Here is a 16,277-nt window from a genome sequence, read left to right on the forward strand (position 1 = left end):
CATGCCGCGGTCATGCCGCGGTGAATACGTTCCCGGGCCTTGTACACACCGCCCGTCACACCACGAGAGTTTGTAACACCCGAAGTCGGTGGGGTAACCGTAAGGAGCCAGCCGCCTAAGGTGGGACAGATGATTGGGGTGAAGTCGTAACAAGGTAGCCGTATCGGAAGGTGCGGCTGGATCACCTCCTTTCTAAGGAAAATGCAGTCCGTATGGACTGATAAAAAAGTTGACCGCTTTTTGTTTGTTTAGTTTTGAGAGTGCAATTTCTCTCAGAACTTTCGTTCTTTGAAAACTAGATAATCGTAAAGAAGAAGTCAAGTAAGAACCGAGAATCGCCATATTAATTTTCTCTCTTATTTAATTAAGAAGAAAAATAACCTTTTAGGTTAAGTTAGAAAGGGCGCACGGTGGATGCCTTGGCACTAGGAGCCGATGAAGGACGGGACTAACACCGATATGCTTCGGGGAGCTGTAAGTAAGCTTTGATCCGGAGATTTCCGAATGGGGGAACCCACTGCTCGTAATGGAGTAGTATCTTTACCTGAATACATAGGGTATTGAAGGCATACCCGGGGAACTGAAACATCTAAGTACCCGGAGGAAGAGAAAGCAACAGTACCGTGAGGGAAAGGTGAAAAGCACCCCGGAAGGGGAGTGAAACAGATCCTGAAACCGTGTGCCTACAAGTAGTCAGAGCYCGTTYATGGGTGATGGCGTGCCTTTTGTAGAATGAACCGGCGAGTTACGATTACATGCAAGGTTAAGTTGAGAAGACGGAGCCGCAGCGAAAGCGAGTCTGAATAGGGCGAATTAGTATGTGGTCGTAGACCCGAAACCAGGTGATCTACCCATGTCCAGGGTGAAGTCCAGGTAACACTGGATGGAGGCCCGAACCCACGCACGTTGAAAAGTGCGGGGATGAGGTGTGGGTAGCGGAGAAATTCCAATCGAACTTGGAGATAGCTGGTTCTCTCCGAAATAGCTTTAGGGCTAGCCTCACGTTGTAAGAGTCTTGGAGGTAGAGCACTGTTTGGACTAGGGGCCCTCATCGGGTTACCGAATTCAGACAAACTCCGAATGCCAAAGACTTATCCGTGGGAGTCAGACTGCGAGTGATAAGATCCGTAGTCAAAAGGGAAACAGCCCAGACCACCAGCTAAGGTCCCAAAGTTTACGTTAAGTGGAAAAGGATGTGGAGTTGCTTAGACAACCAGGATGTTGGCTTAGAAGCAGCCACCATTTAAAGAGTGCGTAATAGCTCACTGGTCGAGTGACTCTGCGCCGAAAATGTAYCGGGGCTAAACGTAACACCGAAGCTGTGGATTGACACCGTTGGTGTCAGTGGTAGGAGAGCGTTCTAAGGGCGTTGAAGCTAGACCGTAAGGACTGGTGGAGCGCTTAGAAGTGAGAATGCCGGTATGAGTAGCGAAAGACGGGTGAGAATCCCGTCCACCGTATGCCTAAGGTTTCCTGAGGAAGGCTCGTCCTCTCAGGGTTAGTCGGGACCTAAGCCGAGGCCGAAAGGCGTAGGCGATGGACAACAGGTTGATATTCCTGTACCACCTCTTTATCGTTTGAGTGATGGGGGGACGCAGGAGGATAGGGTAAGCGCGCTGTTGGATATGCGCGTCTAAGCAGTTAGGCTGGTAAGTAGGAAAATCCGCTTACCGTAAAGGCTGAGCTGTGATAGCGAGGGAAATATAGTACCGAAGTTCCTGATTCCACACTGCCAAGAAAAGCCTCTAGCGAGATAAAAGGTGCCCGTACCGCAAACCGACACAGGTAGGCGAGGAGAGAATCCTAAGGTGAGCGAGAGAACTCTCGTTAAGGAACTCGGCAAAATGACCCCGTAACTTCGGGAGAAGGGGTGCTCTTTGGGGTTCATAGCCTCGAAGAGCCGCAGTGAATAGGCCCAGGCGACTGTTTAGCAAAAACACAGGTCTCTGCGAAGCCGCAAGGCGAAGTATAGGGGCTGACGCCTGCCCGGTGCTGGAAGGTTAAGAGGAGGGGTTAGCTGCTAAGCGAAGCTCTGAATCGAAGCCCCAGTAAACGGCGGCCGTAACTATAACGGTCCTAAGGTAGCGAAATTCCTTGTCGGGTAAGTTCCGACCCGCACGAAAGGCGTAACGATCTGGGCACTGTCTCAACGAGAGACTCGGTGAAATTATAGTACCTGTGAAGATGCAGGTTACCCGCGACAGGACGGAAAGACCCCGTGGAGCTTTACTGCAGCCTGATATTGAATTTTGGTACAGCTTGTACAGGATAGGTAGGAGCCTGAGAAGCCGGAGCGCTAGCTTCGGTGGAGGCGTCGGTGGGATACTACCCTGGCTGTATTGAAATTCTAACCCGCACCCCTTATCGGGGTGGGAGACAGTGTCAGGTGGGCAGTTTGACTGGGGCGGTCGCCTCCTAAAGAGTAACGGAGGCGCCCAAAGGTTCCCTCAGAATGGTTGGAAATCATTCGTAGAGTGTAAAGGCACAAGGGAGCTTGACTGCGAGACCTACAAGTCGAGCAGGGACGAAAGTCGGGCTTAGTGATCCGGTGGTTCCGCATGGAAGGGCCATCGCTCAACGGATAAAAGCTACCCCGGGGATAACAGGCTTATCTCCCCCAAGAGTCCACATCGACGGGGAGGTTTGGCACCTCGATGTCGGCTCATCGCATCCTGGGGCTGTAGTCGGTCCCAAGGGTTGGGCTGTTCGCCCATTAAAGCGGTACGCGAGCTGGGTTCAGAACGTCGTGAGACAGTTCGGTCCCTATCCGTCGTGGGCGCAGGAAATTTGAGAGGAGCTGTCCTTAGTACGAGAGGACCGGGATGGACGCACCGCTGGTGTACCAGTTGTCTTGCCAAAGGCATCGCTGGGTAGCTATGTGCGGACGGGATAAGTGCTGAAAGCATCTAAGCATGAAGCCCCCCTCAAACCTCAAACTTAATAGTCTGGTAATTAAGGCGAGAAGGTCACACCCGTTCCCATACCGAACACGGAAGTTAAGCTTCTCAGCGCCGATGGTAGTTGGGGCAGGCGCCCCTGTGAGAGTAGGACGTTGCCAGGCAAATGAGAGAGACGATCCTTAATGGGGTTGTCTCTTTTATTTGTGTATTAATTGTAATTCCGGTCTAAGTTACCTCTTTGTCAACATCAATCAATCCAAAACTAGCCACAAACAGAGAACAAATAGAAAAAACCTAATCTAACGAGATTACAATTGTTATCTCATTAGATAAGGCATTATTTCCTTTCCTTAACTAAAACCTAACCAAAATAAAAAATCATACATTCTCAGGATAATTGGCAAGTTCTTTTATCTTCGCTACCCAGTCTTTCATGCTTTCATATTCATTAGATGCAAATCCAAAATGATTCTTAATGTAACGAACAGAATCTTTTTCATAATCATGGTATACACCATCTGAGAAAATTAACCTTAAAATTTCAGTTAAAACAATGTTTTTTGAACGTTCAGATGTATAAACATTAAGAATTTCTTCGATAGGCACTCCCTTTATCACATAGTCCTTCATCCCTAATTCGTTACGATATTCTTTTAGGATCGAGTGTTCAAAGATTGAATGATTACCATCAATTTTGGCAATTAATGAAGCTAATTCAAGAAAAGCTTCTTTCTCTTCTTTTTTAAGTTCAGTTAAGAACATGATTGGGATCTCCTTTTACCGCTTTTATTTTTCCAGCTTAGCCAATTTACTTCTAGTAGATTATAATATCACGTAGTAGAACAAATATATTATTAATATTCACATTATAAGAATTTTGCATGGGTTTAACACCTTTACATAAGTTAATACGATAAGTACGGTCAGTATGTTTCACTTTTGATAAAAAATTACAAAACTGATGTTTTATGCTAATCTTTTAGTAAAGAACTTTGGTTAGGGGATTAGAATTATGGTAAAAACAAAATTAATTATGGTTGAGGGACTTCCTGGATCAGGAAAATCTACATCAGCCCAACTTATAAATGATATTCTAAAAGATAATAACATCAATTCTAAGCTATATCTTGAAGGGAATGTTGACCATCCTGCAGATTATGAATTAGCCTCTTTCTTTACAAAAGATGAGTTTACAAAGCTACTTCGAAAGCACAGCAGGATTCAAGATCAGTTACTAAAGCATGCGGAAGTACTACCAGAGGGGTACGTTCTGTATAGACCAACTTTGACAGAAGAAATAGGCGAGGCTGAAATGACAGAATCGCTTCAGACCAAACTTTGGGAACACGATATTTATGAACTCCCTTTAGAAATAAATATGCATTTAATCACAGAAAAATGGAAAAAATTCTGTAAGAGAGTAATGCCCAGTGATGATACATATATTTTTGAAAGCTGCTTTATTCAAAATCCAGTTACGGTTGGAATGATTAAATATGGCGCTTCTGAAGAACTGGTTTTGAAATATGTTGAACGGTTAGCTGCTGCTATTAAACCATTAAACCCTATCCTGGTTTATGTAAATCAGCAGGATCTTTCACAATCCTTTAAAAAGGCAGTCAAAGAAAGACCCGAAGAATGGTCTAAGGGGTTTATGGAATATTACAATCGTCAAGGTTATGGCAAGAAACAAGGTGCTTTCGGGGTAGAGGGAACCATTTCCGTGCTTAAGGCAAGACAACAGTTGGAATCTAACATATATGAATCATTAAAAATATCAAAATTTAAACTGGATAATACCGAGTTTAATCTAGCTCTTCACAAAGCAAGATTAGTAGAAATATTTGGGTTCTAATTACAAAATCCACTCTTATTGGGGTGGTTTTTTGCATGATTAGATATTTGGCAATGGTGTTATTAATCAAAAAATTTGTCAGTTTTATGTGAAATTGTGAACAGAATGTAAAGTTAATGTAAAGTCTTGTCTTAGGAGGTTTACACTTTAAAGCTAAAAAATTCATAATAAATTTATAGGACTTTTTAAAGCTATTGAAGGGGCTGATTCTTTTGGACATTAATGTTCAAGAAATGCTATTCCAATTTATTGGTGGATTGGGAATCTTCTTATTTGGTATAAAATATATGGGAGATGGCCTTCAGAAATCAGCAGGAGATCGTTTAAGAGGAATTCTAGATCGTTTTACAACCAATCCGTTAATGGGTGTTTTAGTAGGAATATTTGTAACCGCTTTAATTCAATCTAGCTCCGGAACAACCGCCTTAACCGTAGGACTAGTCAGTGCAGGATTTATGACATTGAGACAAGCAATCGGTGTCATCATGGGAGCAAATATTGGAACAACGGTTACGGCCTTTATTATTGGCATTGACATTGATGCCTATGCACTGCCGATTATTGCAGTTGGAGCTGCAGCCATTTTCTTTTTTAGAAAAGAGAAAATTCAAGCTCTAGGTCAAGTGATTTTCGGCTTTGGTGCATTATTTTATGGCCTCGATTTAATGAGTATCGGTATGAAACCGTTAAGAACACTAGAGGCGTTTCAGGATTTAATGCTTAGTATGAGCGACAATCCCTTCCTTGGTGTTCTAGTTGGTACGGTATTTACTTTAATTGTACAAAGTTCGAGTGCCACAATCGGAATCTTACAAGAATTATTTGCACAAGGTTCTTTACATTTAGATGCTGCACTACCCGTTTTGTTCGGGGATAATCTCGGAACGACGATAACGGCTGTTTTGGCGAGTATAGGTGCATCGGTTGCAGCTAAACGTGCTGCCATGGTACATGTGCTCTTTAATTTGGTCGGGTCGATCATTTTTACCATCCTGCTCATTCCTTTTACAAAAGCTGTAGGGCTAATGCAGCATACACTTCTATTAAATCCAGAAATGACGATTGCCTTTGCACATGGTGTTTTCAATATTACGAATACATTAATCCAATTTCCATTTATAGCTGCCATTGCCTGGTTCGTAACCAAAGTGATACGGGATGAGAACCAATCGAAGGTTTTATCCCCTGCGTTTAAATTAAGTAAATTGGAGGAAATAGAACCTATTGAAAACCGATAATCAATAAAGGGAAGGCAATTTAGAGTATAATAGCTCTGAGTAAGTTTCCTTAAGGGGGAGAGATACAATTGTCTATAGAAACAATGCGAAAACGCCAGTCCATTAGAACCTATGATCCACACCATATTTCCAAGTCAGATTTGGATAAAATAAAGACGTACATAAATGAGAAATCAAATTTCATTGGACCGCTAGGTGGATCAGGAAAAATTGAGCTAGTTCAGCTTACTGGTAATGTAACAGATAAAGGGATTAAGTTAGGAACATATGGTTTTATTAAAAATCCTAGAGCCTACTTGGTCGGGATATCTGAAAATCAGAAATATTCTTTGGTTGATTTTGCCTACACTTTTCAAAAACTCATTTTACTTTTGACAGAAATGGGGCTGGGAACATGCTGGATGGGAGGGACATTCAATCGCCATTCGTTTGAAAAAGAAATTTCTCTTAGTGGAGGCGAGTTTATCCCCTGTATTACCCCTATAGGCTATCCAGCTGATAAACAGCGAATATTCGATAAGGCATTGCGCAAGGTTGTTAAAGCAGATAATAGAAAGTCTTGGGATCAACTTTTTTATAACGGAACTTTCGATACTGCGTTAACAAAAGAACAAGCAGGAAGGGTTGAATTACCACTCGAAATGGTAAGACTTGGTCCATCTGCATCCAATAAGCAGCCCTGGCGCATGGTTTTATCTGAGGATCGTGCACATTGTCATTTATATATCGAGCATACACCAAATTATAGTTCAAAGTTAGGCTACGATATGCAGTTACTAGATATTGGAATCGCCATGTGTCAGTTCGAATTGGCCTGTGAAGAGCTATATATTAGCGGAACATGGGTAGTGGAAGACCCAGAGATTATGACATCAAATGCTCAAATGGAGTATTTGGTGACCTGGAAAATAGATAATTAAAAATATGAACCATATCTACAGGAGGCGATTTTTGGGTCTTCTGTTTTATTTTTTCAATTCCTTATGACGAATGGTAATGCAATAAAATTCCATTTGATTTATAATTGTTGAATGTAAACTTTCTTGAAAGATAAAATTAATAATACTTATACAGCGTAGGGTTTAACAGGAGGACTATTTAGTATGAAAATAGAAGGGACATTTAATGGTGTCGATGGAACTGAGCTGTTCTATCGAGTGATAAAATCACCATTATCGGCTCCAAAAGCTGCAGTTATTTTAGTACATGGACACGGTGACCACAGTGGCGGAATGCAGAATCTAAGTTTAAGCTTGGTAAAGAAAAATTATATCGTTTTTGCATTTGATCTTCGTGGCCACGGCAAAAGCAAAGGTAAAAGAGGATATATCAGGACATGGGACGAATTTAGTGGAGATTTACATCAGTTCAGAAAGCTTGTTACCTCTGAGCAGCCTGGGCTGCCATTATATATTGTAGGTCATAGTATTGGTGCGCTGATTACTTTAGAGTATGCTTTACACCACAGCAAAGGGCTGTCTGGAATTGTTGCGATTTCACCCGCATTATCCTATGAAGTGAAACCAATCGAACGATTAGGCATATCATTAATGAGTAAACTTAAACCAGATTACAGCATCAACTTATCGGGAAGATTTCAAAAACTGGCGAAAAACCCCGCTAAGCATTCTAAATTTTATTCTGACCTCTTACGCCATAATATTATAACACCGGGTTTAGGCCGTGGTTTGATTGAGGCTAGAGCAAGAGTAGAAACTCGTGCACACTCGTTGAGGTTACCAATGTTGCTTCAATATGGCCTCGAAGACAAAATTACACCTCCAGCAAAGCTAAAGGATTTCTTTACTCATGTCGGGTCCGAAAATAAACAGCTGCTTGAGTACGCTTCTGCAAGGCACCGCCCGTTTGATGGCTCGGGTAAAGAGAAGTTTTTGAACGATTTGGTCAGTTGGCTTGACCAACAAATCGTCAAAGCACAAAGGGGACATCAAAGAAAATATGTTTAATACTAAAAAAAGCCCAGCTTCTCTATTTATAGGAGTAGATGGGCTTTTCTATGCATTTATAAAGGGACCATCTCCTAAAAAATACAATTACTTCATCTTTTTTGAGTCATTTATAGAAACATGCTCGGGTCTTTTAGGATAATCCACCTTACCACCATCATCAGGACCTGTAAGATCATTTCGTTGATCAAGAACCTTACCTGAATATTCGATTGGATCTTTATGAGCCATTTACTATCACCTCCAATTACTAGTGTTAGTAGTAACCTGAAAAAGTGATCCTATTCAAACATGCGTGACACTCAAGCTTGTATAACAAGAAAATTAGAGGGCGGTGACAGTGAATTGGGCCCATCAGGGCAGTAGGTTGATGATGATGTCGAACAGAATGAGTATGACAATGGTCCACTCAACGAAGAGTCCACGGATGGAGTGGCTGATGGTGGAGAAACCATCCATGATGTTATATAAGATTTCTGTTTTGCTTTTCAAGATTTTATATCGATCGTTTAACTCGAAGAATTCAACCATCTGGTCGTAGAAACCACTTGCAGTGCTACTCGTCCATGTGATATCGGGTTTATCAAGAATCATAATATAGGCGAGAGTATTATATTCATGACGGACGATCTTTGCCGTCGTCCTCGCGAGTTCTTTGTTTCCAATCCTCAGCTTGCCTTTTTCAAGGCGGTCAATCATCGTTTCGAGTTTATCGTGGATCTTTCCAAGCTGTTCTTCTGTTTTCTCCAATGCTACAGATTTTGCAATCACCGTGGAGATTAATTCTGGGTAAAAGTCTTCATATTCTGGTATCACCACGTACTCGTCGGTCAGCTCAATATTTTCGGTTTCTTGAACATGGAGACGATAGTCATCACTATATTTGGCTACATTTCTGAGAACAATATCCGCCTCGAAGGTTTGGATATATTTGAAGAGAGTACTAATTTCATTGTCATTCGAATGATTAATAAAGACAATGCTGCCAAAGGAAAATACCAAAACACTTTGCCATTCGTCCACTTCTTTCTGAAGGATGGATTGTAGAATACTCCCTTTTAAAATTAAAGGTTCTTCCCAAGTGAATTTTTTGGGGATTCCGCAGTTATTAGCAATTTTATTCAAATCAATTTCATTGGTTATTGCAAAGGCTTTAAAGGTAAGTGGGTTCATTATTATCACTCTTTTCCATCAATTGGTCAGCTTTTGCTAGWTAATCTAATATATGTGGACAAGGTATATAAATTACCTAGTATTGGCCAAATGTAAAAAATCCACCTTAGAAGGTGGATTTGGAAGGTGATTAATATGTAATAAACTCAAAAATCATTAAAATGTATACAAAAAATAGGTGATTAATCCAACCGCTATTCCGGTTAATGCTCCAAAGAAAACCTCTGTTGGCTGGTGGCCTAGTAGTTCTTTTAATTTTTCTCTTGACTCGGGTTTCTTTAAGTTTGGATCTTTTAAAGTTTCAATCAGGCTATTAAAATCCACCAACAAGGTGTTTAACACCTCAGCATGATAACCGGCATGTCTTCGAACTCCCATTGCATCATGCATCACAATCGATGRCAATACGACACAGATTGCAAATTCGTTTGACATAAATCCAGCAACCAAGCCTATCGCAGTAGACAAGGATGTAACCGTGGCTGTATGAGAGCTTGGCATGCCGCCCGTGCTGAACATGAGATTCCACCTTAATTCCCTTGTTGCGATATAGTGAATAGGGATCTTTACGAATTGTGCAAATAACATCCCTAAAAGAGCCGCCAAAATGGGTAAGGATAAAAACATCAAATATCACCTCTTTTAGTCCTTATTATAGCACCAACTCTAAGATTTATATGATGTCAATTTAAATCCGACTTAAAAAAACAAAGGAAGGTAAGTTATTGCGAACACCTATTGCGAAATCTATTTAATTGAATTTATCCTTGATAAATGAACCGAGAAAACCTTGTGCTGCTCATCCTTCAAGAGAAGAATTTGATCCAGTAAATTTAGGCGATGAATTCGGCCTTTATAGGTTTTTAAAACCCCGTTTGAAAAATAAGTAATGGTGATGGGTTTATTTTCGCTCATTTTTTTTAAAAACATAGCTGAACTCCTCCTAATCATGTACTTCCATTACTTACCATCATACAGTTGAACCTTTAAGAAAGTATGAACTTATTGTAAAAATACCTTAAAGTTTTCAGCTGTTTTTGTTAACTTGTTTCCTTCGTGCAATTGTTTAGTTTTTTCTCAATTTAACAACTTTTTACACTTATTATGGAAGAATAATGATAAAATGGTTTTTATTAACCACACATTTTTTAGGGGGATACAACCGTGCAAACAAAGTTTAAAAAGCCAAAAACATTTGGAGAAATTCTAGATCTTTCCTTTAGTTTAAGTAAAGATCGTTTTAAGGACTTTTTTATCATTTTATTGCTTCTAATGGGGCCCGTTTATTTACTGCAAGCCATTCTCCAAATGGTTTCTGGAACAAGTTTCTTTAGAGAWGCAGGGACTGGAAGCGGATGGTTTGAACAAATGTTGAGTAGTTTTGATACCACAGGAACTTTTGAAACTGCCAATATGGGGGCGGAAATCGGAATGGCTGTAATTGGACTCATTAGTCTACTTTTATTTCCAATTGCAGAGGCAGCCATTTTATTTGCCGTTAACCACATTCAAAAGAACGAGGAATACACAGTTGGCTCTGTTATAAAACAAGCATTGTCCAGGTTTTGGGCGATGCTCGGCAGTAACATCCTATATGGGATCATTATAGTAGGATTCATATTCGTGCCTGTCATTCTTATTTTCATGCTCGCAGGTGCAGTTGAGCAAGCGGTCAACCCGATATTTAGTATTCTATTGGCAATCGTATTTGTTCTTGGTGTTGGTGTGGTAATCGCATACATTCTTACTCGCCTAAGCTTTTATTTTGCTTCCGTAGTGTTAGAAAAGGATTCACCTGGATTTTCAAGAAGCTTTCGCTTAACAAAAAAACGCACTTGGACATTGATGGGACTATATATCATTTTTTATCTGATCATTTCGATTATGAGTTCCGTCGTTGAAATGACGTTTGGTGTGTTCTTAGGTAACAGTGTTTTGTTATCACTGATTACAAACTTGATGACGATCGTTACCACGTTAATTTTCTCAGTAGGCTATGCCGTCATGTATTTCGATTTGAAAATTAGACATAACGCCGAAGATCTAAAAGATTTGATTGAGGAGTACAAAGAATAGGCCAGGTGAAAACCATGCTTGAACCAAATGATGCAAGAGAACAACTAAGAGCAATTTTAAATGAAGAAGAATATCAAGTTTATTACAAGAATTCTAAGGGATGGCTTGAAACATGGTGGGAAAACGCGAAAGAATGGATTGGAAGTCAGTTGGTCAAGTTGCTGCCGTCTGTCGAAACAGCCGGCGCGGCCTCTGTGCCCATCTTAGTAACCATCATTGTCATCGTTTTATTGCTATTAGCACTTAGCGCATTTCTCCTAATTCGAAATGTAAAACGAAATCGCCTGCTCCGTCAGCAGTCAATCTTACAATCGATGCTGGAGAGTAATTGGTCATTTCAACAGCATATAACAGAAGCAAAGAAGCAGGAAGATTTAGAAGAATACATGTTGGCGACCAGGCATTTATTTTTAGCCTTATTGCTTTCCTTTCATGAGCGAAAATGGCTGGAGGCAAGGATTTGGAAAACGAACTGGGAGTATTACGATGAATTACGCAGGATTGACCAGCAGGCTGCGGAGAAATTCTATTCTCTTGCGTCCTTCTTTGATGAAGTGACATATGGCGAGCGTACTGTCTCACGAGAAGAATATCTTGCATTTCGTCAAGATGTGATGCTCTGGCTGAATCAAACAGGTCCAGCAAATGTACCCCTGACAGAAATGGGGATTCGAGATGATGAATAAAAAACAATCAATGATTTTGCTTTCCCTTTTGCTGCTCCTATTTGCGATTGTAAATTACTTTTCCTTTTCTGAACAGCCAAATACCTACCCGGACTATGTTTCAGATTCTCCTTCTCCAAGCGGAGTGAAGGCCATTTATACCTATCTATATAACGAAAAGGGAAGTAAGCAGTGGTCACATAAACCTGAACTTCTGCCAAAAACAGAGGGCAATTTGCTTATCATGATTGAACCAACACATCTAAAAGATCAACAAACTACAAACGATTATCTTAGATTTATAGAGGCTGGAAATACTATTCTTTTGCTTCAAACAAACCCAGACGAAATGTTACCCTTCAATACTGTGAGTGTGACAGAGGATGTCCCGGTAAACTCGGTTACCAACAAAGATCATCATCAATACCAAGCTGAAATATTGTCTCCTATGCGCCTCGTTCCTAGGGAAAATGAGGAGGTTTTATTATCAGATTCACTTGGTGCTGTTGCACTAAAACGTCCAGTTGGTAAAGGGGAAATTATCGTTAGCATTACTCCCGAATGGATTATCAACAGAAATCTTTTAAGCCATGATCATCTATCATTAATTTTGGAGCTTATCAATATAGGTTCTACTAGTCAGATTCTTTTTGATGAGTATATTCATAAAGGTGAAAGCACTGAAAGTTATTTAACGATTTACCCAAAGTGGCTGTTACTGCTCCTAGTTCAAGGGATAATGATCACCATTCTTTGGCTGTGGCTGAGAGGAAAACGTTTTAGTAAGATTGCTGACCCAAGAGAGGAAAGTGTCAGATTTAGTGATGAGGGGATCCGCGCGATTACTGCATGGTATGTAAGAGGAAGTCGATACCATGATTCTATTAAAATCCAAGCTGATTATCTGAAACTTGCTCTCTCAGAACGATGGGGAATTCCATATAGCCTTGAGTGGAAGGATCTGACTGGATTTCTTGAAAGAAAGACACGGATGATATCGGCAAATGAAATACCTACATTTTTAAAAGGATTAGCTGATATTCTCGCAAAGGAGAAACTAACCAAACAAGAATTTTTGCTTTGGTCGAGAATTCTTGAGCAATTAAGGAAAGAGGTGGAGGAAGGATGAGAGAAGAACTAACATCCTTTTTAGTAAAATATGAACAACGAATTATTGGGCAAAGTTTAAATCTTAGGCTGCTTTTATCTGCTATTTTAACAGGAGGTCATGTTCTGCTTGAAGGGGTTCCGGGTACAGGAAAAACGCAAATGGTCAGAACGCTAGCAAGTCTGCTAGGAGGTAGCTTCAATCGAATTCAGTTTACCCCTGACCTGTTGCCAAGTGATATAACAGGGAGTTCAATATATAACTTAAAAGAGGGTAGCTTTCAAACCCTTAAAGGACCCATCTTTACCAATATCTTGCTAGCTGATGAAATCAACCGGACACCGGCAAAAACACAGGCAGCATTGTTAGAAGCAATGGAAGAAAAACAGGTCACGATTCAAGGGGAAACCTACTTTCTACCAGAAGTGTTCTTTGTGGTGGCGACTCAAAATCCTATCGAATTTGAAGGGACCTATCCGCTTCCGGAAGCACAGCAGGATCGATTCCTCTTTAAGTTGCAAATAAACTTTCCTTCTTTTGAGGAGGAAAAGAACGTCTTAAGACAAGTAATCGATCATCGCTTTTCAGAAACAGCTGATACACCAGTACTTGATCTAACTACTTTTCTTACCATCCGACAAGAAATTGAAACGGTAACAATAGGCGATGGAGTCCTAGATTATATTATGCAGCTCGTTCGAAAAACCCGTGAATCTGATGCCATTCGCTTTGGTGCGAGTACGAGGGCGGGAATCTCAATTGGCAAGGCTTCACAAGCATGGGCCTATCTTGCCGGAAGAAACTATGTAACACCAGATGATATTAAAATGGTTACCAAACCAGCCTTAAGACATCGAATGCAATTATCTCCGTATGTAGAATTGGAGGGTGGTACGGTTGACCAAATCATTGAAGAGCTTGTGGGGGCGGTTCCTGTTCCAAGGTAGAGGGGTTCTGCCTACAACACGGCTGTTACTGCTCTTTCTTCTAGTCTCACCCTTCCTATTAATAGGTACTCTATTGGGCGATCTGTCTTGGTTTACCATCATAACGGTTAATCTCTTTATTCTTTTGACTAGTTTGGTGGATTTATGGTTTTCACCGAAGAGAGGTCAGCTATCCTTTTCCCGCCGCTTACCGGAGGAAATGGAAAGAGACCTTTCCTACCAGGTAGAAATCGATATAAAAAATAACTCACAGCATTCTTTTTATTTCCGTTTGATTGATGACTTACCACATTCCTTTCAGATGGAATTTCCTTTATCAGGGATTGCGAGGAAGGACAGAACGACAAAGATAAGCTATCAAACTTCCCCAAGCGTTCGGGGAAAGGTTGAAATCGAGCAGTTATTTTTTCGGTATCGAAGTTTGCTTGGGCTTTGGGAAAAGCAAACCACCATCGATCTGCCAAACTCGATTAAGGTGATACCTGATTTAACAGAAACCAAGCAATTTTTAGAAAATGCACAGTCTTTTTTGCTTTATGAAGGTGTCAAAATCAGAAAACAGCGAAGTGGCGTCGGAGACTTTTCAAAAATTAGGAGCTATGTCGTTGGTGATGACCCGCGCAAGATTAACTGGAGACAGACGGCTAAATTGCACGAAGTGATGACAAATGATTATGAGCCAGAGCATGGGAAGTATATTACCATTTTAATTGACTGCGGCAGGATGATGGGCGCTGAACTGACAAACGGGAATCGTTTAGAAAAAGTGCTGGAAGCTTCGATGACCGTTGCCGCTGCTGCATTGCAAAAGGGTGATTATGTTTCGGTCCTTGCTTTTTCAAAAGAAATAAAGGTTTATGTTCCACCAGCTAAGGGGATGGGACACCTTAAGACCATACTTGAAAATATCTATTCCTTACATGTTGATGCAGTTGAATCGAATTATCCCGCAGTTTTGCACTATTTAGAAATGGTTCAAAAGAAGCGAAGTCTGCTGCTCTTATTTAGCGATGTAAAAACCTTCTTATTTGAGGAAAGTGCACTGGCCTACTTAAAAAGACTCCGTCAGCGGCATTTGTTTTTCATGATCGGGATTGAAGACAAAACATTGATCGAGCGAATTAACGAGGAGCCCGTTGATGTGCAAGCAGCGATGCTTAAAAGTATTGCACAGCAGCAGTTCTTGTTGAAGAAACGTGAGAAGATGAAGTGGGAAAAACAAGGCCTGCAAATGATTGAGGCCCGTGAGGAAAAATTAGCGGCTGCAGCCGTTTCCTATTATATCAATATGATGAATCAGAATGTGCTCTAAGCTGGTCTTTGACCAGCTTTAGCTTTCCTACCGTTACATAAAGAACTAAACCAATCACAGTTAAGAACGCAATCAAGTATTTAGCTTCGAGCGGGATAGCTGCTGGTGTAATGAAGCCTTCAATAATGCCGGCAATGATAAACAGTGGAATGGTACCAAGTAAAAGCATGACAGAACGTTTCGCATGCACCTTTAATTGATACACTCTTGAGTGGCTGCCTGGTACAAAAAGTTTGTAGCCCATTAACAAGCCCGCACCACCAGCGATAAAAATCGCCGTTAGCTCAATCATCCCATGGGGAACAATATAGGCCCAAAAATCATAGGATTTCCCATGATGCCAAAATAAGGCGGCAAGGGCACCCACAATCAGGCCATTATAGATTAATAAATAAACAGTCAAGAGCCCGAAGGTGACGCCCCCCGCAAAGGCCAGGATTGCAACTTGAATATTGTTTGTCATAATGCTGGCAGACATATAGGTGGAATCAACTGCTCCCTCATGCTGACCAAGCTGCCCAGGATCAACACCTCCCGCAATCTCAGCAGGAAGTATAGAGTACATATGCAGTGGATCATTCATGACCGAAAGATAGCTTCCAACAAAGCCAATCATAAACAAAACCATCGCGATAACAACAAACTTCCATTGCTCGAATAACAACCCAATAAATTGAGTACTAAAAAAATAACGGATTTGTTTGAAACTTGATACTTGATCTCTATATAAGAGGTTGTGCGCTTTAGAAACAAGGCCGTTTAAGTATTCGGTTACTTGATCGTTTGGAAAGTATGTCTGGCTATAGGAAAGATTCTGCGCTGATTTTTGATATAGTCGGTAAAAATCAGTAATCTGTTCACCGGTAACGGTATTTTTGTTCTTACTAAAAAGGGAAATCATTTCTTCGAGTTGTTTCCAATTTTCTCGATGCTGTTTTACAAATTGCTTTCGATCCATTTAATCACCTTCTTGATTTAGTTACCATTCCTTATTATAGTAATTTTGTAGAATAATAGAAACACAAAAATAAAATTC

14 protein-coding genes, 1 rRNA gene, 1 pseudogene and 1 other annotated feature are annotated in these 16,277 nt (G+C 40.8%); of the genes and pseudogenes, 10 read left to right on the forward strand and 6 right to left on the reverse strand.

From position 1 onward, the window contains the following. A 16S ribosomal RNA gene (locus BTR25_RS27975) occupies nt 1-192 on the forward strand; the annotation flags it as partial. Nucleotides 193-387: 195 nt separating this feature from the next. Then, nucleotides 388-3,061, forward strand: a sequence feature (most likely nonfunctional fraction of RNA operon). 217 nt (nt 3,062-3,278) lie between these two features. Here BTR25_RS27975 and BTR25_RS13730 read toward each other — a convergent pair. Beyond that, nucleotides 3,279-3,662 (reverse strand): hypothetical protein, encoded by a 384-nt coding sequence (locus BTR25_RS13730; RefSeq protein WP_075688620.1) that lies wholly within the window; start codon nt 3,660-3,662, stop codon nt 3,279-3,281. A gap of 250 nt (nt 3,663-3,912) precedes the next feature. Between BTR25_RS13730 and BTR25_RS13735 the strand changes: the two genes are divergently transcribed. The 4 genes and pseudogenes from BTR25_RS13735 to BTR25_RS13750 all read left to right on the forward strand — a co-directional run bounded on the left by BTR25_RS13735 (nt 3,913) and on the right by BTR25_RS13750 (nt 7,960). Further along, nucleotides 3,913-4,755: a P-loop NTPase family protein gene (locus tag BTR25_RS13735; protein ID WP_075688621.1), complete on the forward strand. Its 843-nt coding sequence runs from the start codon at nt 3,913-3,915 to the stop codon at nt 4,753-4,755. Between the two features lie 212 nt (nt 4,756-4,967). Next, nucleotides 4,968-5,942 (forward strand): annotated as a pseudogene (locus BTR25_RS13740) (Na/Pi cotransporter family protein); the annotation flags it as partial. A 119-nt stretch (nt 5,943-6,061) separates the two neighbouring features. Continuing rightward, nucleotides 6,062-6,913, forward strand: coding sequence for a nitroreductase family protein (locus BTR25_RS13745; protein ID WP_254842712.1), 852 nt, complete (start codon nt 6,062-6,064; stop codon nt 6,911-6,913). A gap of 183 nt (nt 6,914-7,096) precedes the next feature. Then, a complete protein-coding gene (locus tag BTR25_RS13750; RefSeq protein ID WP_075688622.1) occupies nt 7,097-7,960 on the forward strand; it encodes an alpha/beta hydrolase in 864 nt (287 codons plus the stop codon). An 87-nt stretch (nt 7,961-8,047) separates the two neighbouring features. Here BTR25_RS13750 and BTR25_RS27660 read toward each other — a convergent pair whose 3' ends face one another. The 4 genes from BTR25_RS27660 to BTR25_RS13765 all read right to left on the reverse strand — a co-directional run bounded on the left by BTR25_RS27660 (nt 8,048) and on the right by BTR25_RS13765 (nt 10,063). Next, nucleotides 8,048-8,191 (reverse strand): hypothetical protein, encoded by a 144-nt coding sequence (locus BTR25_RS27660; protein WP_175596787.1) that lies wholly within the window; start codon nt 8,189-8,191, stop codon nt 8,048-8,050. A gap of 123 nt (nt 8,192-8,314) precedes the next feature. Beyond that, the gene (locus BTR25_RS13755) at nt 8,315-9,133 is read right to left on the reverse strand and encodes an RMD1 family protein (RefSeq protein ID WP_075688623.1); all 819 of its coding nucleotides are present in this window, start codon (nt 9,131-9,133) and stop codon (nt 8,315-8,317) included. 156 nt (nt 9,134-9,289) lie between these two features. After that, complete coding sequence (locus tag BTR25_RS13760; RefSeq protein WP_075688624.1) at nt 9,290-9,760, reverse strand: divergent PAP2 family protein; 471 nt, start codon at nt 9,758-9,760, stop codon at nt 9,290-9,292. 120 nt (nt 9,761-9,880) lie between these two features. Continuing rightward, nucleotides 9,881-10,063 carry a YolD-like family protein gene (locus tag BTR25_RS13765; RefSeq protein WP_075688625.1) on the reverse strand — a complete coding sequence of 61 codons (183 nt, stop codon included), beginning with the start codon at nt 10,061-10,063 and terminating at the stop codon, nt 9,881-9,883. Between the two features lie 234 nt (nt 10,064-10,297). Here BTR25_RS13765 and BTR25_RS13770 point away from each other — a divergent pair, with 234 nt between their 5' ends. Genes BTR25_RS13770 through BTR25_RS13790 form a run of 5 tightly spaced genes read left to right on the forward strand, consistent with a single transcriptional unit; the run spans nt 10,298 to nt 15,241 of the window. Beyond that, nucleotides 10,298-11,209 carry a hypothetical protein gene (locus tag BTR25_RS13770; protein WP_075688626.1) on the forward strand — a complete coding sequence of 304 codons (912 nt, stop codon included), beginning with the start codon at nt 10,298-10,300 and terminating at the stop codon, nt 11,207-11,209. A gap of 14 nt (nt 11,210-11,223) precedes the next feature. Next, on the forward strand, nt 11,224-11,895 hold the full coding sequence (locus BTR25_RS13775; protein WP_075688627.1) for a DUF4129 domain-containing protein: 672 nt from the start codon (nt 11,224-11,226) through the stop codon (nt 11,893-11,895). Then, on the forward strand, nt 11,885-13,003 hold the full coding sequence (locus tag BTR25_RS13780) for a DUF4350 domain-containing protein (protein ID WP_075688628.1): 1,119 nt from the start codon (nt 11,885-11,887) through the stop codon (nt 13,001-13,003). The genes BTR25_RS13775 and BTR25_RS13780 overlap by 11 nt, the downstream gene beginning before the upstream one ends. Continuing rightward, nucleotides 13,000-13,929 (forward strand): AAA family ATPase, encoded by a 930-nt coding sequence (locus BTR25_RS13785; RefSeq protein ID WP_075688629.1) that lies wholly within the window; start codon nt 13,000-13,002, stop codon nt 13,927-13,929. Before BTR25_RS13780 ends, BTR25_RS13785 begins: the two co-directional genes overlap by 4 nt. Continuing rightward, a complete protein-coding gene (locus BTR25_RS13790; protein WP_254842713.1) occupies nt 13,880-15,241 on the forward strand; it encodes a DUF58 domain-containing protein in 1,362 nt (453 codons plus the stop codon). The genes BTR25_RS13785 and BTR25_RS13790 overlap by 50 nt, the downstream gene beginning before the upstream one ends. Here BTR25_RS13790 and BTR25_RS13795 read toward each other — a convergent pair. Beyond that, a complete protein-coding gene (locus BTR25_RS13795) occupies nt 15,213-16,199 on the reverse strand; it encodes a stage II sporulation protein M (RefSeq protein ID WP_075688630.1) in 987 nt (328 codons plus the stop codon). The two genes, BTR25_RS13790 and BTR25_RS13795, sit on opposite strands and share 29 nt — an antisense overlap. Between the last annotated feature and the right edge of the window lie 78 nt (nt 16,200-16,277).

Source organism: Bacillus sp. MRMR6 (genome assembly GCF_001940785.1).
Taxonomy (GTDB): Bacteria; Bacillota; Bacilli; order Bacillales; family Cytobacillaceae; genus Neobacillus.